Raw genomic sequence first — 20,227 nt, forward strand, 5'->3', positions numbered from 1 at the left:
AACATTCCCCGATATACAGGTCCATGTGCGCAACCACAGGTATAACGAGAAGGATCACACCTTGAGCGAACCAAGCTACCTGCTGAGCATCGACAACGGCACCCAGAGCGTGCGTGCGTTGCTGTTCGATACCCAGGGCAACCTGCTGGCCAAGGGTAAGGTGGAGCTCGATCCCTATTTCTCCAGCCAGCCGGGCTGGGCCGAGCAGGACCCGGAATACTACTGGGCCAGCCTCGGCGAGGCCTGCCGCCTGCTGTGGCAGCAGGTGGATATCGACCGCGGTCTGATCCGCGGCGTCGCCGTCACCACCCAGCGCGGCAGCATCATCCATGTCGATGAGCAGGGCGCACCGCTGCGCCCGGCGATACTCTGGCTCGACCAGCGCCGCGCCGAGGTGCAGGGGCGGATCAAGGGTCCCTGGGGCTGGCTGTTCAAGCTGGCGCGCGCCGAGGAGGCGGTGGATCACTTCCGCGGCCAGGCCGAGGTCAACTGGGTCGCCCAGCACCAGCCGGACATCGCGGATCGCACGCACAAGGTGCTGCTGCTGTCCGGGTTTCTCACCCAGCGCCTGTGCGGCCGCTTCGTCGATTCCACCAGCAGCTGCGTGGCCTACTTGCCGTTCGACTACAAGCGCCTGCGCTGGGCCGCGCCGGGCGACTGGAAATGGCAGGCGCTGGCCGTGCGCCGCGAGCAACTGCCGGAGCTGGTCAAGCCGGGCGAGCGCCTGGGCAGTATCAGCGCCTCCGCCAGCCTGCATACCGGCATTCCCGAGGGCCTGCCGCTGATCGCCGCCGGCGCCGACAAGGCCTGCGAAGTGCTGGGATCCGGCGCGCTGGACGCCGGCACCGCCTGCCTGTCCTACGGCACCACGGCGACCATCAACACCACGCGCCGCCGTTACCTGGAAACCATCGCGCTGATCCCGCCGTACCCGGCGGCGCTGCCGGATCACTTCAACACCGAGGTGATGATCTACCGCGGCTTCTGGATGGTCAGCTGGTTCAAGCGCGAGTTCGGCCTGCGCGAGATGCAGCGCGCCGAGGCCCTCGGCGTGCCGCCCGAGGCGCTGTTCGACGAGCTGGTCAACGCCGTGCCGCCCGGCTCCATGGGCCTGATGCTGCAACCCTACTGGACGCCGGGCATCCGCGAGCCGGGGCTGGAGGCCAAGGGCTCGATCATCGGCTTTGGCGACGTGCACACCCGCGCGCACCTGTACCGGGCGATTCTGGAAGGATTGGCCTACGCCCTGCGCCAGGGCAAGGAGCGCATCGAGAAACGCGCCGGCACCCGCATCGAGCGCCTGCTCGTGTCCGGCGGCGGTTCGCAGAGCGATGCGGCCATGCAGCTGACCGCCGATATCTTCGGCCTGCCGGCCGAGCGCCCGCACCTGTACGAGACCAGCGGCCTGGGCGCGGCGATCAATTGCGCGGTGGGCCTGGGCCTGCACCCGGATTACCCGAGCGCCATCGCCGCCATGACCCGCGTCGGCCAGGTATTCCAGCCCAACCCGGAGGCCCAGCGTGTTTACCAGCAGCTCTACGGGCAGGTCTACCAGCGCATGTATCGTCAGCTCAAACCGTTGTACCAGCGCATTCGCAAGATCACCGGTTACCCGGCGTAAAGCGCTATTCGTAGCCCGGATGCAATCCGGGAGGCGTGTACGCCGCTTCCGCGGATTGCATCCGGGCTACTTTCCACAGAAAAAGATCGCCCTCCTAAGCGGAGGGCGATTGGTTTGGCATCAGGCGACATCCACCAGCACGATCTCGCTGTCTTCCTGGGCCTCGACGCGGATCAGCGTTTCATCGGCGATGGCCACGCCGTCACGTGCCTGGGCCGCCACGCCGTTGACCCTGAAGGCGCCGCTGGCGCCCACCAGATAGGCCTTGCGACCCGGCTGCAGGCTGTACTCGGCGCTTTCTCCGGCCTTGATCGTGGCCGCCACCAGGCGCGCATCGGTGCGGATGCGCAGGGCGTCGGCATCTTCCTCGTAGCCGCTGGCCAGGGTGACGAAGGCTCCGGAGCGGTCGCCTTTGGGGAACGGCTTGGCCCCCCAGGACGGCGGCAGCCCGGCCTGGTTCGGCTGGATCCAGATCTGGAAGATCTTGGTGGTCTCGTCCTCCAGGTTGTATTCGCTGTGGGCGATGCCGGTGCCGGCGCTCATCACCTGCACGTCGCCGGCCTCGGTACGGCCCTGGTTGCCCAGGTTGTCCTGATGGGTGATCGCACCCTGGCGCACGTAGGTGATGATCTCCATGTCGCGGTGCGGGTGCGGCGGGAAGCCCGACTGCGGGGCGATCTCGTCGTCGTTCCACACCCGCAGGCGGCCCCAGTTCATCCGTGCGGGGTCGTGGTACTCGGCGAAGGAGAAGTGGTGACGGGCATTCAGCCAGCCGTGCTGGGCGGCGCCGAGCTGTGCAAAGGGGCGTACTTCGATCATGGCAAATCCTCCGGTAGTGCCCGGGCCTAGTCCCGTGCAACGTCGATGGCGGCATGATCTATTTGAATTGATCGATTTAAAAGCGCAAATATTGCGGTATAGGTATCTATTTATTAGATGTGTTTGTCGGGCAAGCAGCCAGTAGGCTGTTGCCGATCCCTTTCAAGGAGGACTGCGATGCGCGAGCGCAAGGCCTGGTTGATCCTGCATGGCAAGCAGGCGTTGAACGAGGAGGTGAGGGCGGCGGTGGCCGATCTGCGCGAGCAGGGCTGGGACCTGGCGGTGCGCCTGACCTGGGAGGGCGGCGATGGCGAGCGCCTGGTCGCCGAGGGGCTGGCGGCCGGCTACCCGACTCTGATCGCCGGCGGCGGCGACGGCACCCTGCGCGATGTCGCCGAGGCCCTGCACCGGGCCGGTGGCGGTGCCAGTCTGGCGCTGCTGCCGCTGGGCACCGCCAACGACTTCGCCCGCGCCGCCGGTGTGCCGTTGGCGCCGGCCGAGGCGCTGGCGCTGCTGGAGCGGGAGCCGCGTCCGGTGGACCTGGGCCTGGCCGGCGAGCGCGCCTTCCTCAATATGGCCACCGGCGGTTTCGGCTCCAACGTCACCGCCAATACCTCGGAGGAATTGAAGAAGGTGCTCGGTGGCGCCGCCTATTTCCTCACCGGGCTCAGCCGCTTTTCCGAGGTGCGTTCGGCCTTCGGTCGTTTCCAGGCGCCGGGTTTCGCCTGGGAGGGCGACTTTCTCGCCCTGGGCATCGGCAACGGCCGGCAGGCCGGCGGCGGCCACCTGCTGTGCCCCGATGCCCTGGCCGACGACGGCCTGCTCGACGTGTGCATAGTGCCGGCGGCGCAGGATGTGGTCGGCACCCTCGCTACGCTGCTGTCCGGCGGCATCAACGGCCTGCAGAGCGTGGCCATCGGCGCCCGCGTGCCCTGGTTGGAGGTGGAGGCGGCCGAAGGGCTCGACCTCAATCTCGACGGCGAGCCGCTGGAGAGCCGCGGCCTGCGCTTTCGCGCGGAAGCCGCGGCGTTGCGCCTGCACCTGCCGGCCGATTCGCCCTTGCTTGGCGGCTGAGGGCGGCTCAGGCATGATGGCGCTACGCCAGCAGCGCTTCAGCGGCAGCGCGCGCGGCCGATAACCTGACGCTAGACTCGCCTTAACCCCTCAGGAGCGCGCAATGGCCGGCATCCTCGATTCAGTAGATCAACGCACCCAGCTGGTCGGTGAGAACCGCCTGGAAATCCTCATGTTCCGCCTGGCCGGGCGCCAGCTGTTCGCGATCAACGTGTTCAAGGTGCAGGAGGTGCTGCAGCTGCCCAAGCTGACCCTGATGCCGCAGCGCCACCCCTTCGTCTGCGGCGTGGTCAACCTGCGCGGCCAGACCCTGCCGGTGATCGACCTGTCCCAGGCCATCGGCATGCGTCCGCTGGTGCCGGACGAGCGCAGCACCATCATCGTCACCGAGTACAACCGCTCGGTGCAGGCCTTTCTGGTCGGCAGCGTCGACCGCATCCTCAACCTCAACTGGGAGTCTATCCAGCCGCCGCCCGGGGGCGCCGGGCGCCAGCACTACCTGACCGCCATCACCAAGGTAGAGGAGCAGATCGTCGAGGTCATCGACGTGGAGAAGGTGCTGGCCGAGATCGTGCCGATGAGCACTAAGGTTTCCGCCGAGAAACTCGCCGATCCGCTGCTGGAGAAGGCCCGCGGCCGCGAGGTGCTGCTGGTGGACGACTCCAGCGTGGCCCTGAGCCAGCTGCGCGATACCCTGTCGCAGCTGGGCATCCGCATGCATATGGCCAGCGATGGCCTCAAGGCGCTGAACCTGCTGAAGAAGTGGGCCGACAGCGGCGAGGTGATGACCGACAAGCTGCTGATGATCTTCACCGACGCGGAAATGCCGGAAATGGACGGTTACCGCCTGACCAGCGAGATCCGCAACGACCCGCGCCTGCGCGACCTCCATGTGGTGCTGCACACCTCGCTGTCGGGCAGCTTCAACGATGCCATGGTGAAGAAGGTCGGCTGCGACAACTTCCTCTCCAAGTTCCAGCCGGACAAGCTGGTGGACGTGATCCGCCAGCGCCTGGCGCTGGACGAACCGAGCTGAAACCTAGGGCTGTTGCGCCAGGCGCTGGCGCAGATGCTCCACCCGCTCGCGGTTGACCCCCAGATCCGAATGCCCCAGGCGCGAGGCGGAGCGCACCTGCACCGCCTGCGGCTCGATAAGAAACTCCACGTCGTCGACGAAGCGCAGCACCCGGCTGGTGAATTCCGCGCGCAGATAGTCGTCCTCCTGCACCACCAGGCGTACTCGCGGCTCGTCCGCCAACAGCTGCAGCAGGCGTCTTCGGGTTTCCTCCGGGCTGCCGCGCAGCGCCAGCGGCGCTATGGCATGTTGCTCGTCGCTGGCCTGGCTGTTGACGCAGTTGGGCGAGGCCGGGCAGGGCGCCAGGCGACCGTCGCGCACCCCCAGCTCGCTCGGCGGGCTGCCGCTGCAGCCGCCCAGCATCGCCGCCAGGAGGATCGCGGCGGCGGACTTGTGAGCGCCGCCGGCAACTCGTATAAGGGCGTTTTGCGAAACAGGAAGCTGGCGCATGTTGAGTCTCTCGCAGTTGTACCGCTATCCGCTCAAATCCGGTCGTGGTGAAGTGCTGCAGCGCAGCGCCGTGGACGGCCTGGGCCTGCATGGCGACCGTCGCTGGATGGTAGTCGAAGCCGAGAGCGGGCGCTTTATCACCCAGCGCCTGCTGCCGCAGATGAGCCAGCTCGGCGCCCTGTACGACTCCCGCGGCGGCCTGACCCTGAGCGCGCCGGGTTGCGCCGATCTGGCCGTGGCGCTGCCCGACCCCGAGCAGGATCTGCGCGGCGTGACGGTCTGGCGCGACAGCCTGCGCGTGCCGGATGCCGGCGATGCAGCCGCCGATTGGCTTAGCGCGCTGCTGGGCCGGGCCTGTCGTCTGGTGCAGGTGCCGGAGACGCGCACGCGCCAGGTCGACACCGCCTATGCCCAGCCGGGTGATCGGGTGGCCTTCGCCGACGGTTTTCCGCTGCTGCTGATCGGCCAGGCGTCGCTGGACGACCTGGCGGCGCGGGTCGGCCGGCCGCTGTCGATGCTGCGTTTTCGCCCCAACCTGGTGGTCACCGGCAGCGAAACCTATGCCGAGGACGAGTGGAAGCGCATCCGCATCGGCGCGGTGGAGTTCGAGGTGGCCAAGGGCTGCTCGCGCTGCATCCTCACCACCGTGGACCCGCAGACCGGCGAGCGCAGCGCCGACCGCGAACCGCTGAGCACGCTGAAGACCTACCGCGAGCGCGATGGCCAGGTGTACTTCGGGCAGAACCTGCTGCCGCGCGGCGTCGGCGAATTGCAGGTCGGTATGCCGGTCGAGGTGCTGGAGTAACGCCGGCAGGGTCGCGCGATGCGCAGCAGACCCTTGGTCAGCTGCGCGCGGCGCGGCCGGCCGAGGGGATCGCCTCTCACTGATCGTCGAAATAACGCTCGTGCCAGGCCACCAGCGGGTGCGGCGCGTCGAGCTTCTGACCGTAGATCACCGAGTAGGACAGCACGTTCTGCACGTACTGGCGGGTTTCGTCGAACGGGATGTTCTCCACCCAGACGTCGTAGCTCAGATGGTCGGCGCCGCGCAGCCACTGGCGCACGCGGCCGGGCCCCGCGTTGTAGGCGGCCGAGGCGAGGACGCGGTTGCCGTTGAACTGGCCGTACACCTGGCTCAGGTAGGCCGCGCCGAGCTGGATATTGGTGTCCGGGTTGAGCGCCTGCTGCGGCGAGGCCAGGGGGATGCCGAACTTGCGCGCGGTTTCCTTGGCGGTGGCCGGCATCAGTTGCATCAGGCCCATGGCGCCGACGTGGGAGCGGGCGTCGGCCATGAACGCGCTTTCCTGGCGGGTGATGGCGAATACCCAGCTCGAATGCAGCTCGCGGCGCTTGGCTTCGCGCACCAGCTGGTCGCGGTGGGCCATGGGGAAGCGCACCTCCAGGTCGTCCCAGTACTGCGCCTGGCTGATGGTGCGGATGGCCGGGAAATACCACTGCATCTCGTAGGCCAGGCGGGCCTGGGCCACCAGCTCGTCGCGGCTGAACAGGCGGCTGACGTGGTACCACTCGCGGCGGCCGTCGACGATCTGGCCGCGATCGTGAAATTCCATGGCACGGCGGATGCCGGCGGTGTTGCGCACCTTCTGCACCGTCTTCGGATCGAGCGCCAGCGGCTTGTTGTTCAGCTGGTAGGGCGCCTTGACCTGATCGGCGGCCATGAAGCCGTAGAAGTCGCGCTCCTTGGCCAGGGCCTGGTAGAGCACCGCCGGCTGCTGGCTGTTCGGTTGTGCCAGCTGCAGGCTGCGCGCGTTCCAGTAGCGCCAGCGGTTGCTGCTGGCCAGGTCGGCCGGCATGCGCTGGGTCAGCTGATGAGCCTCGTCCCAGCGGCCGTGACGCAGCAGCAGACGGGCGCGCCACTCGCTGACGGTGTTGTCGCGCAGCTCCGGGTCGTACTTGGCCATCACCTGCAGGCCGCGCATGTCGAAGCGCTTGGCCAGGGTCAGGCCGATCTGCCGGGCGATGGCCACCTGTTCGTCCTGGGAGAACTTCATGCGCTGGGCGTAGCTGTCGAGCAGGCTCAGGGCGTCCTCGGGGCTCTGCCGGGCCAGACGGCGCAGGCCGAGGCCGACCACGTCGGCCATGGCGGCGTCGGCCGGGGCGAAACGCGCGGTCTGCTTGAGCAGCTGCGGCTTCTGCGCCACCTCGACCAGCAGCTTGGCGCGCGCGCCGAGGGTTGGCATGCTCTTGCTCAGGTGGTTGGCCAGGCCGTAGTTGCCGGCTTCCACCGCCAGTTTGGTGCGTTGCCAGCGGCGTTGTTCGGTGAGCTGGCCGGCTGCCGCCCAGCGCGCGAACAGTGGATCGCAGGCATTGGGCTGCGACTTGCCCACCAGCCACAGCTTCTCCGCGGTGGCATTGCCTTCGGCGATCAGGCCGTGGCTCAGCTGGTATTGGCCATAGAGGCAGTCCAGCTCGGTGAAATTGAGCGCCGGGTCGTAGTGGGCGAGAAAGGGCTGCCAGTCGCCGCGTTCGGCCAGCCAGCGCAGCCAGCGCAGTTTCATCCAGCTGGCCTGGGGCAGGTCGCCATGCTCGGCGAGGAACTTCTCGATCTCGGCGTTGCTCGCCGACTTGAGCCGGTGAGTCAGCTCGTCGTAGGCCAGGTGGGGCGTCAGCGGGTAGTCGCGCAGCGCGGCCTGGTAGCGGCGGTAGGGACCGCTGTCGCCCTTGGCCAGGGCGCGCTTGGCCTCGTCGTAGTACTGGCGCTGTTGCGTCAGGTTGGCGGCTTCGGCGCTGGCCAGGCCGGCAGTGGTGAGGATCAGGCAGGAAACTACAGAAAGAAGGCGACCGCGCATGGCATTTCCAGGGCAAGCAGATGAGGGGGCAACGGGTTCCGTTCGTTGCATGGCTCTAGCTTAGCCGTTCGCCGGGGCGCGGTGAATGCCGACGCGCTCGGCGGACATATGTGGCAACAGAGCGCCGGCCAACTCGGGTAGAATGCGCCGCCTGTTTCTGGAGAAGCCCATGACCCTGCTCAAGTTCGCCGATGTATCCCTCGCCTATGGCGCCATGCCCCTGCTCGACGGGGTGTCCTGGCAGATCGCACGGGGCGAGCGGGTGTGCATCATCGGTCGCAACGGTACCGGCAAGTCGAGCATGCTCAAGCTGGTCAAGGGCGAGCAGATGGCTGATGACGGCGAAATCTGGCGGGCGCCGGGGCTGAAGATCGGCGAGCTGCCGCAGGAGCTGCCGCGCGCCGACGAGCGCACGGTGTTCGACGTGGTGGCCGAGGGGCTGGCCGGGGTCGGCGAGCTGCTGGCGCGCTATCACCATCTGGCGCAGAACATCCACGGCGATGAAGACCTCGAGCAACTGATGCACGTGCAGCAGGAGCTGGAAGCCAAAGACGGCTGGCGCCTGCAGCAACTGGTCGACAGCACCCTGAGCCGCCTGCAACTGCCGGCCGACAAGACCCTGGCCGAACTCTCCGGTGGCTGGCGCCGGCGTGTGCTGCTGGCCCAGGCGCTGGTTTCCGAGCCGGATCTGCTGCTGCTTGACGAACCGACCAACCACCTGGACATCGGCGCCATCGCCTGGCTGGAAGAGGCACTGAAGGATTTCGGCGGCGCGGTGCTGTTCATCACCCACGACCGTTCCTTCCTGCAGAACCTGGCCACGCGCATCCTCGAACTGGACCGCGGCGGCCTGATCGACTGGAACGGCGACTACGCCAGCTTCCTGGTGCACAAGGAGCAGCAACTGGCGGCCGAAGAAACCGCCAACGCCCTGTTCGACAAGCGCCTGGCCCAGGAAGAGGTGTGGATTCGCCAGGGCATCAAGGCCCGCCGCACCCGCAACGAGGGCCGCGTGCGCGCACTCAAGGCGATGCGTGCCGAGCGTGCCGAGCGCCGCGAACGTCAGGGCAAGGCGAACATCGCCCTGGAAACCGCGGACAAGTCCGGCAAGCAGGTGATGCTGGCGGAAAACGTCAGTTTCGCCCATGCCGGGGGCCCTTTCCTGGTCAAGGATTTCTCCATGGTGCTGCAGCGCGGCGACCGCATCGGCCTGCTCGGCGCCAACGGCACCGGCAAGACCACGCTGCTCAAGCTGCTGCTCGGCGACCTGCAGCCCAGCAGCGGCAGCATCGAAGTCGGCACCAAACTGGAAGCGGCGTATTTCGACCAATTGCGTCACCAGCTCGAGCCGGAAAAAACCGTGATCGACAACGTCGCCGAAGGCCGCGATTTCATCAGTATCGACGGCCAGAGCCGTCACGTGCTGAGCTACCTGGGCGACTTCCTGTTCAGCCCGCAGCGCGCGCGCACGCCAGTCAAGGCGCTGTCCGGCGGCGAACGGGCACGACTGTTGCTGGCCAAGCTGTTCAGCAAGCCGGCCAACCTGCTGGTGCTGGACGAACCGACCAACGACCTGGACGTGGAAACCCTGGAACTGCTCGAAGAAGTGCTGCTTAACTTCCCCGGCACCGTGCTGATGGTCAGCCACGACCGTGCTTTTCTCGACAACGTGGTCACCAGCACCCTGGTGTTCGAGGGCGAAGGCAAGGTGCGCGAATACGTCGGCGGCTACCAGGACTGGCTGCGCCAGGGTGGTTCGCCGCGTCTGCTCGGTGTGGGTGAAAGCAAGTCCGGCAAAGCCGAACTGGCCACTGCCATAGTCGAAGCGCCGGCCCCGGCGGCAGTCGCCCCGGTGCAGGAGAGCGCCGAGCCGGCGAAGAAGAAACTCAGCTACAAGCTGCAGCGCGAGCTGGAAGCGATTCCCGGGCAGATCGATGCCCTGGAGCAGGAAATGGCCGGGTTGCAGGAGCGGATCGCCGATCCGGGCTTCTACCAGCAGCCGGTGCAGGCCACCACGGAAGTATTGGCGCGCCTCGACGACTTGCAGAAGGACTTGGACAAGTTGCTCGAGCGCTGGGCAGAGCTGGAAGGCTGAACGAAGGAACGCACAGACATGGCCATCGAGTACCGCATCACCCTCGACGACAATCATCAGTTCAGCTACCGGATCGAGCTGAACCGCGAATACGACCCCGCCCAGGCGCAGCAGGCCCCGGCCTGGACCCGGTTGGGACACCAACAGTGCAGCAACTGCCCGCTCAGTCGCGAGCAGTTCAGCCATTGCCCGGCGGCGGTCGACCTGCACCGGGTGATCGAGGATTTCCGCGGCCTGCCGGCGTTCAAGAAGGCCAGCGTGTGGGTGCGTACGCCGGAGCGCGAGTACACCAAGCAGGTCGGCCTGGAAGAGGGCCTGCGCGCGCTGCTCGGGGTGATCATGGCCACCAGCGCCTGCCCGGTGCTGGCGCGGCTCAAGCCCATGGCGCAGAACCACCTGCCGTTCGCCAGCAACCAGGAGTTCATCCTGCGCGCGGTGTCGCTGTACCTGGCGCGGCAGTACTTCAACATGCGCGAGGGACGCCTCGCGGACTGGGAGCTCAAGGGCCTGGTGCGCCTGTTCCAGCAGCTCAAGCTGGTCAATCAGGCATTCTGGCAGCGCATCCACGACACCTGCGACGGCGATTCCAACCTCAAGGCCTTCCTCACCTTCTTCTCCATGTCGTCGAGCATGACGGTGTCGCTGGAGACTCAGTTGCAGAAGATCCGCCCGCTGGTCATGAGTGCCGGCGATTCGTTCGAGTGACGCTATCTCGGTATGAGGAGCGCTGAGCGCTCCTCATACTCACGTCTCAGGCGCTTTTCTCGGCTTTCTTCAAGCGCACTGCGAGCACGTCGCAAGGCGCGCCGTGCAGCACGTCGTTGGCGGTGGAGCCGAGCAGCAGCGCCAGACCGTGGCGGCCGTGGCTGCCGACCACGATCAGGTCGCAGCCCTGTTCCTCGGCCAGACGATGAATTTCCTGGCGCGGCTGGCCGTAGGCCAGATGGCGCTGATCCGCGGTCAGTTCCGGGTACTTGCCGGTAAAGCTGTTCAGGCGTTCGCGCGCCTGCTCGAATTGCTGCTGCTGCAGCATCGACAGGTCCATCGGCACGTCGCCACCGAAGGCCATGGCCATCGGCTCGACGATATGCACCAGGGACATCTTGGCGCCGCTGGCCTTGGCCAGCTTCTGTGCGCGAACCACCACGGGGTCGCATTCCTCGGTCAGGTCGACGGCGACCAGAATATGCTGGTAGGGCATGGTGAACTCCTCCTTAAGGGTACGAATGGCTCTGCAGCAAGTATGGCCCCATTGCGCCCGATAAGCGGCCGCTTATTGTTACGACCTTGCCTGGCGGGCAGGGTGCCGGCTGAGAGCTTGTTCAAAGTCTGCTGCGCGTCGGCACTACTGTGTCAAAAACAGGCTGGAGCGCCAGCCCGGTCGGAATGCTCATTTACACCAGTAAAGTCGCCCGCGACTCCGACCGTTCCTCGCCTATTTTGATCAGCCGGAGGCTGTTACTAACGTAGCGCCTTGCATTGCTCTAGCTCGCGATACTTTGAACAGGCTCTGAGGGCGGACAAAGAAAAGCCCGGTGCGAGCACCGGGCCTGAATCGGGCCAGGCAGGCCGGAAAAACTGTGGCATCAGTGCTGGTTGGCGGCGTACTGGGCGGCTACGCCTTCCAGGCCTTCGATGATGCTGTCGGAATACTTGCTGACCAGAAAGGGCACGCTGTTCTCGTTGTAGTTCAGCAGGGATTTCTCGATATAGCGCCATTTGGTGCCGATACTGCCGAGAGCTGCGCTGATCTCCGGAGTGTTTTGCTGGGCGCGATTGAGCCCGTCGAGCTTGCTGGCGAACTCGCCGACCAACTCGTCGATGGCGCGCTCCTCGCCGCCGCCGAAGAAACTGCCGCCGATCGAGGCGCTGCGCGAGGCGTAGTCCAGGGCGATGCCCTGCATCAGCAGGCTCTGCTCGCGGCTCTGCTGGGTCAAGGGCGGTACGCTGTAGCCGCTTTCCTGCTGGATTTTCTGGTACAGCTCCTGGGCAATGGCCATCAGCCGCTGGTTGCTGTCCGCCAGGTCGGCGACCGGCTGCAGGTCGGTGTAGCCCTGGCTGCGCATGGCCTCCATCAGCGCCTGCAGGCCGTCGCGGTAGCCCTGCCATTCGCCCTGCCACTGGCTGCGCAGGGCCTTGGCGCCCTCGCCGGGCATCTCGCCGAGGGCATCCAGGTGGCCCTGGGCCTCCTGCAGCGACTCGCCGATCATCCGTGCGTAGCGCTGGTCGCCCTCCATGCCGTTGTACATATAGAAGTCGCCGAGGCTCTTCTGCGTGGCCAGGCGCAGCTGGTGCAGGCGCAGCAGATCATCGGCCGGTGCGGCCAGCAGGGATGGCGAGACGAAGGCGAAGAGGAAGACGAGCAGGGCGCTCAGGGAAAATGCCAGCGAACGGCGGCTCGACATTGGGGGCTCCGTGCGGCCCATCGTGGGGCTCGATTTGTTGTGGTATTGCAGCCGGATGGCGCTGTGCCAGCCGAAAGTGAGACGACTGTACCTGCAGCGCAGGGATTTGGCTAGGCGCAGGCGGCCGGCCGCCGGGGCGCCTTAAAGCGCCGCAATGGTGCGTTATCGATGGCGTTTATCGGGCCCTGGCCCAGGCCTCGGCAGGCCTGGGTTTGCGCCAGGGATGCGCACGCCGCGCAAGAAGGCCAATTGACAAGCGCCGGCTTTTCCCCGAAGGTGTGCACACCCAAATCAAACGGGCGTATGAATTGAGCGTTTGCCTGGAAAGGCGCGCCTTATACAGCCCGATTATCGCGTCGGCGGGTGTGTCGTACCGATTGGGGCTATGCTCGACGGCTGTGCCGCGAGCTGGCCTGCCGGTTGGCTCCGATGTGTACTGTTCAGCTTCCATACCGTGGAGATCAGTTGATGATTTACGAAGGTAAAGCCATCACGGTTAAGGCTCTTGAGAGCGGCATCGTCGAATTGAATTTCGACCTCAAGGGTGAGTCCGTCAACAAATTCAACCGTCTTACCCTCAACGAGCTGCGCGCCTCCGTCGACGCGATCAAGGCCGACGGTTCGATCAAGGGCGTGATTGTCACCAGTGGCAAGGACGTGTTCATCGTCGGTGCCGATATCACCGAATTCGTCGACAACTTCAAACTGCCCGACGAAGAGCTGGTGGCTGGCAACCTGGAAGCCAACAAGATCTTCAGTGATTTCGAAGACCTCGCCGTGCCCACCGTCGTCGCCATCAACGGCATCGCCCTGGGTGGCGGTTTCGAGATGTGCCTGGCCGGTGACTACCGCGTAATGAGCGAGACCGCCAAGATCGGTCTGCCGGAAGTCAAACTGGGCATCTACCCGGGCTTCGGCGGCACCGTGCGCCTGCCTCGCGTGATCGGCACCGACAACGCTGTCGAGTGGATCGCCTCCGGTAAGGAAAACCGCGCCGCCGACGCCCTCAAGGTAGGCGCCGTCGACGCCGTCGTCGCTCCCGCCAAACTCAAGGAGGCCGCGCTGGACCTGGTCAAGCGCGCCATCTCCGGCGAGCTGGACTACAAGGCCAAGCGTCAGCCCAAGCTGGAAAAGCTCAAGCTCAATGCCATCGAGCAGATGATGTGCTTCGAGACTGCCAAGGGCTTCGTTGCTGGCCAGGCCGGCCCGAACTACCCGGCTCCGGTCGAGGCGATCAAGACCATTCAGAAGGCTGCCAACTTCGGCCGTGACAAGGCGCTGGAAGTCGAGGCCGCCGGCTTCGTCAAGCTGGCCAAGACCTCGGTCGCCGAGAGCCTGATCGGTCTGTTCCTGAACGATCAGGAACTGAAGAAGAAGGCCAAACACCACGACGAAATCGCCCGCGACGTGAAACTGGCTGCCGTACTCGGCGCCGGCATCATGGGCGGCGGCATCGCCTACCAGTCGGCCTCCAAGGGCACCCCGATCCTGATGAAGGATATCCGCGAAGAGGGTATCCAGATGGGCCTGACCGAGGCCTCCAAGCTGCTCGGCAAGCGCGTCGAGAAAGGTCGCATGACCCCGGCGAAGATGGCTGAAGCCCTCAACGCCATCCGTCCGACCATGTCCTACGGTGATTTCGGCAACGTCGACATCGTCGTCGAAGCCGTGGTTGAGAACCCCAAGGTCAAGCAGATCGTGCTGGCCGAAGTGGAAGACGTGGTGCGCGAAGACGCCATCCTGGCCTCCAACACCTCGACCATCTCCATCTCCCTGCTGGCCCAGGCGCTCAAGCGTCCGGAAAACTTCGTCGGCATGCACTTCTTCAACCCGGTGCACATGATGCCGCTGGTGGAAGTCATTCGTGGCGAGAAGTCCAGCGAAGTGGCCGTGGCCACCACCGTTGCCTACGCCAAGAAGATGGGCAAGAACCCGATCGTGGTCAACGACTGCCCCGGCTTCCTGGTCAACCGCGTGCTGTTCCCGTACTTCGGTGGCTTCTCCAAGCTGCTGGGCTTCGGTGTCGACTTCGTGCGCATCGACAAGGTCATGGAGAAGTTTGGCTGGCCCATGGGCCCGGCGTACCTCTCCGACGTGGTCGGCATCGACACCGGCCACCACGGCCGCGACGTGATGGCCGAAGGCTTCCCGGACCGCATGGCGGTGGAAGGCAAGACCGCTGTCGACGTGATGTACGAAGCCAATCGCCTGGGCCAGAAGAACGGCAAGGGCTTCTACGCTTACGAGACCGACAAGCGCGGCAAGCCGAAGAAGGTCTCCGACCCTGAAGCTTACGAGCTGCTCAAGTCCATCGTGGTCGAAGAGCGCGAAGTCACCGACGAGGACATCATCAACTTCATGATGATCCCGCTGTGCCTGGAAACCGTTCGTTGCCTGGAAGACGGCATCGTCGATACCGCAGCCGAGGCCGATATGGGCCTGATCTACGGCATCGGCTTCCCTCCCTTCCGTGGTGGTGCGCTGCGCTACATCGATTCCATCGGTGTCGCCGAGTTCGTCGCCCTGGCCGACAAGTACGCCGACCTGGGCGCGCTGTACCACCCGACCGCCAAGCTTCGCGAAATGGCCGCCAAGGGCCAGAAGTTCTTCGGTTAAGCGCGCAACGACTAGAGCGAGAGTGAATTTATGAGCCTGAATCCTAGAGATGCAGTGATCGTCGACTTCGGTCGTACCCCGATGGGTCGTTCCAAGGGCGGCATGCACCGCAACACCCGTGCCGAGACCATGTCCGCGCACCTGATCAGCAACGTGCTGGAGCGCAACGCCAAGATCGACCCGGCAGAAGTCGAGGACGTGATCTGGGGCTGCGTCAACCAGACCCTGGAGCAGGGCTGGAACATCGCGCGCATGGCGTCGCTGATGACCCAGATCCCGCACACCAGCGCCGGCCAGACCGTCAGCCGCCTGTGCGGTTCGTCCATGAGCGCCCTGCACACCGCCGTGCAGGCGATCCAGACCGGCAACGGCGACGTGTTCGTCGTCGGCGGTGTGGAGCACATGGGCCACGTCGGCATGATGCACGGCGTCGACCCGAACCCGCACCTGTCCCTGTACGCCGCCAAGGCGTCCGGCATGATGGGCCTGACCGCCGAAATGCTGGGCAAGATGCATGGCATCAGCCGCGAGGCGCAGGACGCCTTCGGTGAGCGTTCTCACCGTCTGGCGCACAAGGCCACCGTCGAAGGCAAGTTCAAGGATGAAATCATCCCGATGCAGGGCTACGACGAGAATGGTTTCCTGAAGGTCTTCGACTACGACGAGACCATTCGCCCGGAGACCACTCTGGAGAGCCTGGCTACCCTGAAGCCGGCGTTCAACCCGAAAGGCGGCACCGTGACCGCGGGTACTTCCTCGCAGATCACCGACGGCGCTTCCTGCATGATCGTCATGAGCGCCCAGCGCGCTCAGGATCTGGGCATCCAGCCGATGGCCGTGGTTCGCGCCATGGCCGTTGCCGGTGTGGATCCGGCGATCATGGGCTACGGCCCGGTGCCGTCCACTCAGAAGGCGCTCAAGCGCGCCGGTCTGACCATGGCCGACATCGACTTCGTCGAGCTCAACGAAGCCTTTGCTGCCCAGGCCCTGCCTGTGCTGAAGGATCTGAAGCTGCTCGACAAGATGGAAGAGAAGGTCAACCTGCACGGCGGCGCCATCGCCCTGGGTCACCCCTTCGGTTGTTCCGGTGCCCGTATCTCCGGTACCCTGCTCAACGTCATGAAGCAGAACGGTGGCACCCTCGGTGTCTCCACCATGTGCGTGGGCCTTGGCCAAGGCATCACCACCGTCTTCGAGCGCGTTTAAGCGCAAGCGGACAGAAACCGGGGCCCAGTGCCCCGGTTTTGCTTTTTACGGCTTTTATTTCGGGAACCTCTCATGCAGTTGCAGCCAGGACTCTATCGCCACTACAAGGGCCCGCAGTACCGCGTATTCGGTGTGGCGCGCCATTCCGAGAACGAGGAAGAAGTGGTGGTGTACCAGGCCTTGTACGGTGAATTCGGCCTGTGGGTTCGGCCGCTGAGCATGTTCTGCGAAGAGGTCGAGGTGGACGGCAAGCGCGTTCCACGCTTTGCTTTGATTCAGGCCGAAGTCAGCCCTATCGGCAGTTCGGAAGCCTGACTGCGCAGTCCCTGCGCTTGACCTTCGCTTGGTCACCACTATATATAGCGGGGCCTCAAGGCTCCCTGCCTTCTATATTTCGCAATTCAGGAATTTTCTGATCCATGGGCAAATCGCTGGTCATCGTGGAATCCCCGGCCAAGGCCAAGACCATCAACAAGTATCTGGGCAGCCAGTACGTGGTGAAGTCGAGCATCGGCCACATCCGTGACCTGCCTACCAGCGGCTCGGCAAGCGCCACCAAGGAGCCGGCCAAGCGTGGCAAGGCCGCCGCCGAGGCGCCTGCGCTGTCGCCCAAGGAAAAGGCCAAACGTCAGCTGTTCGCGCGCATGGGCGTCGACCCCGAGCACGGCTGGAAGGCCAAGTACGAGATCCTGCCCGGCAAGGAAAAGGTGATCGAAGAACTGCGCCGCCTGGCCAAGGATGCCGACACCATCTATCTCGCAACCGACTTGGACCGCGAGGGGGAGGCCATCGCATGGCACCTGCGCGAATCCATCGGTGGCGATGACGCCCGCTACAAGCGTGTGGTGTTCAACGAGATCACCAAGAAGGCGATCCAGGAAGCCTTCTCCAAGCCCGGCGAACTGGATATCAACCGCGTTAACGCCCAGCAGGCGCGGCGCTTCCTCGACCGCGTGGTGGGCTACATGGTCTCGCCGCTGCTGTGGGCCAAGATCGCCCGCGGCCTGTCCGCCGGCCGCGTGCAGTCGGTGGCGGTGAAGCTGGTGGTGGAGCGCGAGAAGGAAATCCGCGCCTTCGTCCCGGAAGAATACTGGGAAGTGCACGCCGATCTCGGCACGGCGAAGAACGCCAAGGTGCGTTTCGAAGTGGTGCGCGAGGGCGGTGCGGCGTTCAAACCGGTCAATGAAGCACAGGCCATGGCCGCACTGGAGAAGCTCAAGGCCTCCAGCTACAGCGTGGTCAAGCGTGAAGACCGCCCGACCAGCAGCAAGCCGTCGGCTCCCTTCATTACCTCAACCCTGCAGCAGGCGGCGAGCAACCGCCTGGGCTTCGGGGTGAAGAAGACCATGATGATGGCCCAGCGTCTCTACGAGGCCGGCTACATCACCTATATGCGTACCGACTCGACCAACCTGTCGGCCGACGCAATTGAAATGGTCAGAGGCTTTATCGGTAGCGAGTACGGCGACAAGTACCTGCCGGGTAAGCCCAATCTGTATTCGAGCAAGGAAGGCGCTCAGGAGGCGCACGAAGCGATTCGTCCGTCCGACGTCAACCTGCGTCCGACCCAGCTGTCGGGCATGGAGCGTGACGCCGAGCGTCTGTACGACCTGATCTGGCGCCAGTTCGTGGCCTGCCAGATGCCGCCGGCCGAGTACCTGTCCACCAGCGTCACCGTGGCCGCTGGCGCCTTCGAGCTGCGTGCCAAGGGCCGCATCCTCAAGTTCGACGGTTACACCCGCGTGCTGCCGCAGCAGAGCAAGCCGGGCGAGGACGATGTCCTGCCGGAAATGAAGGAGGGCGAGGGCCTCAAGCTGATCCAGCTCGACCCCAGCCAGCACTTCACCAAGCCGCCGGCGCGCTACTCCGAAGCCAGCCTGGTCAAGGAGCTGGAGAAGCGCGGCATCGGCCGCCCGTCCACCTACGCGGCGATCATCTCCACCATCCAGGAGCGTGGCTACGTCACGGTGCATAACCGCCGCTTCTATGCCGAGAAGATGGGCGACATCGTCACCGAGCGTCTCGACGAGAGCTTTGCCAACCTGATGGACTACGGCTTCACCGCCGCGATGGAAGAGCATCTCGACGACGTGGCCCAGGGCGAGCGCGAGTGGAAGCACCTGCTCGACGAGTTCTATGGCGACTTCAAGAAGAAGCTCGAGGTGGCCGAGGCGGGCGAGGGCGGCATGCGCGCCAACCAGCCGACCACCACCGACATCCCCTGCCGCGAATGCGGCCGGCCGATGATGATTCGCACCGCCTCCACCGGCGTGTTCCTCGGCTGCTCCGGCTACAGCCTGCCGCCGAAGGAGCGCTGCAAGGCCACCATCAACCTGGTGCCGGGCGACGAGATCGCCGCGGACGACGAGGGCGAATCCGAATCCCTGGTGCTGCTCGGCAAGCACCGCTGCCCGATCTGCAGCACGGCGATGGACGCCTATCTGCTGGACGAGACGCGCAAGCTGCATATCTGCGGCAACAACCCCGATTGCGCCGGCTACGAGATCGAGCAGGGCCAGTACCGCATCAAGGGCTACGAAGGGCCGAGCCTGGAGTGCGACAAGTGCGGCAGCCAGATGCAGCTCAAGACCGGCCGTTTCGGCAAGTTCTTCGGCTGCACCAACGCCAGCTGCAAGAACACCCGCAAGCTGTTGAAGAACGGTGAGGCGGCGCCGCCGAAGATGGACCCGGTGAAGATGCCCGAGCTCAAGTGCGAGAAGGTGGACGACACCTACGTGCTGCGCGACGGTGCCTCCGGCCTGTTCCTCGCCGCCAGCGGTTTCCCCAAGAATCGCGAGACCCGCGCGCCGCTGGTGCTGGAGCTGATTCCGCACAAGAGCGAGATCGATCCCAAGTACCACTTCCTGCTGGCCGCTCCGGCCAAGGATCCGGACGGCCGTCCGGCGGTGATCCGCTACAGCCGCAAGACCAAGGAGCAGTACGTGCAGTCCGAGGTGGACGGCAAGCCCACCGGCTGGCGCGCCTTCTTCGACGGCGGCAAGTGGAAGGTCGAAGACAAGCGCTGAGCCTGTCCTGACGAGGTGCGCGCCGGTCGAGGCCGGCGCGCGTATCATGGCTCGATCCGCAGTGGAGATCGCCCCGATGGCCAAAGAGCTCTATACCCGCACCAACCAGAAGATCTTCTTCGCCGGCCTGGCCCTGGACGCCTGGCGCAAGGCGCAGGCGGAGGGTGCGTTCAACGCCCAGGCACTGGTGCAGGCCGAGCGCGAGGCGGCCCTGTTCCACCTCTATGGCGGGCTGCTCGGGCTGTGCCACGAGATTGCCGGCTATTACCGCATGGCCGATGCCGCCCAGCCGCGCGCCGAACTCTTGCTCACTCGCGCGGTGCTCGACAGCGCGCCGAGCCCGGAACTGGCCGAGCTGGTGGAGCTGGCGCAACAGCCGGAAACCTGGCTGGCACAGCTGCTGGCGGCCTATGCCGAGCTGTTCCGGCCGCCGCAGGGCGAGAAGAAGGCCAAGGTCGATCCTGGCTTGCCGTTGATCACCGCACTCAGCGTCGAGGACGAGGCGGCCGAACTGGCGCCGGAAACCCTCGAGGCCTGGCGTCAGCAGCTCAAGGAACTGGTGCTGCGCTTTCGCGAATCGCTCAGCGAGTGCTGAGCCGCGCCGGCTCCGCCTGGAGCTCATCCGTCGTCATCTGGATCGGCGGGCTGGGGTCATGCCCGGTCGGCTGGTACAATGCCGGCCTTTCGTGGAGAACCTGAACCATGCCTACATCCTTTCTGGAAATCGTCGAACTGCCCGATGGGCGTATCGCCCTGCGTCGTGCGGAAGACGAGGAGGCCCTGGTGACCCTGGATTTCTCCGCCGATGCCAAGGCCTTCCTGCAGGGTCAGCACGTCGAGGTGGCCAAGGCCATGCTCAATGTCGGGGTGCAGATGGCCGGACGCCTGGCCGAGGGCGACTACAGTGCCGAGGACGAAGGGCCGCGGGTGCTGCACTGAATTTTCCGCGGCGCGGCAAGCAAAACGGGGCTCCAAGCGAGCCCCGTTTTTGTTGGTCGGATACCTTGCTGGCTGTAGCCGTAGCTCGGAC

General features: G+C 65.4%; 17 protein-coding genes. 12 read left to right on the plus strand and 5 right to left on the minus strand.

Translation table 11 applies throughout. The annotated features are described in order from the left end of the window. The first annotated feature begins 61 nt into the window (after positions 1-61). A complete protein-coding gene (locus ACW9UL_RS08335) occupies positions 62-1,621 on the plus strand; it encodes an FGGY-family carbohydrate kinase (protein WP_457790091.1) in 1,560 nt (519 codons plus the stop codon). 120 nt (positions 1,622-1,741) lie between these two features. Here ACW9UL_RS08335 and ACW9UL_RS08340 read toward each other — a convergent pair whose 3' ends face one another. Continuing rightward, entirely contained in the window at positions 1,742-2,440 is a 699-nt protein-coding gene (locus ACW9UL_RS08340) for a pirin family protein (RefSeq protein WP_021442946.1), read from the minus strand. A gap of 177 nt (positions 2,441-2,617) precedes the next feature. Here ACW9UL_RS08340 and yegS point away from each other — a divergent pair, with 177 nt between their 5' ends. Together yegS and ACW9UL_RS08350 are read left to right on the plus strand one after the other, a co-directional pair. Further along, a complete protein-coding gene (gene yegS, locus ACW9UL_RS08345; RefSeq protein ID WP_122107267.1) occupies positions 2,618-3,514 on the plus strand; it encodes a lipid kinase YegS in 897 nt (298 codons plus the stop codon). A gap of 103 nt (positions 3,515-3,617) precedes the next feature. Beyond that, positions 3,618-4,550: a chemotaxis protein CheV gene (locus ACW9UL_RS08350; protein WP_021444477.1), complete on the plus strand. Its 933-nt coding sequence runs from the start codon at positions 3,618-3,620 to the stop codon at positions 4,548-4,550. Between the two features lie 3 nt (positions 4,551-4,553). Here ACW9UL_RS08350 and ACW9UL_RS08355 read toward each other — a convergent pair whose 3' ends face one another. Then, positions 4,554-5,039 (minus strand): DUF1499 domain-containing protein, encoded by a 486-nt coding sequence (locus tag ACW9UL_RS08355; protein WP_457790094.1) that lies wholly within the window; start codon positions 5,037-5,039, stop codon positions 4,554-4,556. Here ACW9UL_RS08355 and ACW9UL_RS08360 point away from each other — a divergent pair. Then, a complete protein-coding gene (locus ACW9UL_RS08360) occupies positions 5,038-5,844 on the plus strand; it encodes an MOSC domain-containing protein (protein ID WP_457790096.1) in 807 nt (268 codons plus the stop codon). The genes ACW9UL_RS08355 and ACW9UL_RS08360 overlap by 2 nt on opposite strands. A gap of 76 nt (positions 5,845-5,920) precedes the next feature. Here the strand turns inward: ACW9UL_RS08360 and ACW9UL_RS08365 are convergent, their stop codons facing one another. Then, positions 5,921-7,849 carry a transglycosylase SLT domain-containing protein gene (locus ACW9UL_RS08365; RefSeq protein ID WP_457790098.1) on the minus strand — a complete coding sequence of 643 codons (1,929 nt, stop codon included), beginning with the start codon at positions 7,847-7,849 and terminating at the stop codon, positions 5,921-5,923. Positions 7,850-8,018: 169 nt separating this feature from the next. Here ACW9UL_RS08365 and ACW9UL_RS08370 point away from each other — a divergent pair, with 169 nt between their 5' ends. Both ACW9UL_RS08370 and ACW9UL_RS08375 read left to right on the plus strand, forming a co-directional pair. Continuing rightward, positions 8,019-9,944, plus strand: coding sequence for an ATP-binding cassette domain-containing protein (locus ACW9UL_RS08370; protein WP_457790100.1), 1,926 nt, complete (start codon positions 8,019-8,021; stop codon positions 9,942-9,944). 18 nt (positions 9,945-9,962) lie between these two features. Beyond that, positions 9,963-10,649: a DUF6901 family protein gene (locus ACW9UL_RS08375; protein WP_457790102.1), complete on the plus strand. Its 687-nt coding sequence runs from the start codon at positions 9,963-9,965 to the stop codon at positions 10,647-10,649. A gap of 46 nt (positions 10,650-10,695) precedes the next feature. Here ACW9UL_RS08375 and ACW9UL_RS08380 read toward each other — a convergent pair whose 3' ends face one another. Then, positions 10,696-11,145, minus strand: a complete 450-nt coding sequence (locus ACW9UL_RS08380) for a universal stress protein (RefSeq protein WP_021444483.1) — start codon at positions 11,143-11,145, stop codon at positions 10,696-10,698. Between the two features lie 385 nt (positions 11,146-11,530). Continuing rightward, positions 11,531-12,349, minus strand: coding sequence for a hypothetical protein (locus ACW9UL_RS08385; protein WP_457790104.1), 819 nt, complete (start codon positions 12,347-12,349; stop codon positions 11,531-11,533). A 468-nt stretch (positions 12,350-12,817) separates the two neighbouring features. Here ACW9UL_RS08385 and fadB point away from each other — a divergent pair, with 468 nt between their 5' ends. The 6 genes from fadB (at position 12,818) to ACW9UL_RS08415 (ending at position 20,136) form a co-directional block, all read left to right on the plus strand. Beyond that, the gene (gene fadB / locus ACW9UL_RS08390; protein ID WP_457790106.1) at positions 12,818-14,965 is read left to right on the plus strand and encodes a fatty acid oxidation complex subunit alpha FadB; all 2,148 of its coding nucleotides are present in this window, start codon (positions 12,818-12,820) and stop codon (positions 14,963-14,965) included. Positions 14,966-14,995: 30 nt separating this feature from the next. Next, on the plus strand, positions 14,996-16,171 hold the full coding sequence (gene fadA / locus ACW9UL_RS08395) for an acetyl-CoA C-acyltransferase FadA (RefSeq protein WP_457790108.1): 1,176 nt from the start codon (positions 14,996-14,998) through the stop codon (positions 16,169-16,171). Positions 16,172-16,243: 72 nt separating this feature from the next. Next, positions 16,244-16,486: a DUF1653 domain-containing protein gene (locus ACW9UL_RS08400; protein ID WP_457790110.1), complete on the plus strand. Its 243-nt coding sequence runs from the start codon at positions 16,244-16,246 to the stop codon at positions 16,484-16,486. A 104-nt stretch (positions 16,487-16,590) separates the two neighbouring features. Beyond that, entirely contained in the window at positions 16,591-19,197 is a 2,607-nt protein-coding gene (gene topA / locus ACW9UL_RS08405) for a type I DNA topoisomerase (protein ID WP_457790112.1), read from the plus strand. Between the two features lie 76 nt (positions 19,198-19,273). Continuing rightward, the gene (locus ACW9UL_RS08410; protein ID WP_021444489.1) at positions 19,274-19,792 is read left to right on the plus strand and encodes a DUF6586 family protein; all 519 of its coding nucleotides are present in this window, start codon (positions 19,274-19,276) and stop codon (positions 19,790-19,792) included. A gap of 107 nt (positions 19,793-19,899) precedes the next feature. Next, positions 19,900-20,136 carry a hypothetical protein gene (locus ACW9UL_RS08415; RefSeq protein WP_021444491.1) on the plus strand — a complete coding sequence of 79 codons (237 nt, stop codon included), beginning with the start codon at positions 19,900-19,902 and terminating at the stop codon, positions 20,134-20,136. The last annotated feature ends 91 nt before the right edge of the window (positions 20,137-20,227 follow it).

The sequence above is a fragment of the Pseudomonas sp. PL-6 genome (assembly GCF_054110165.1).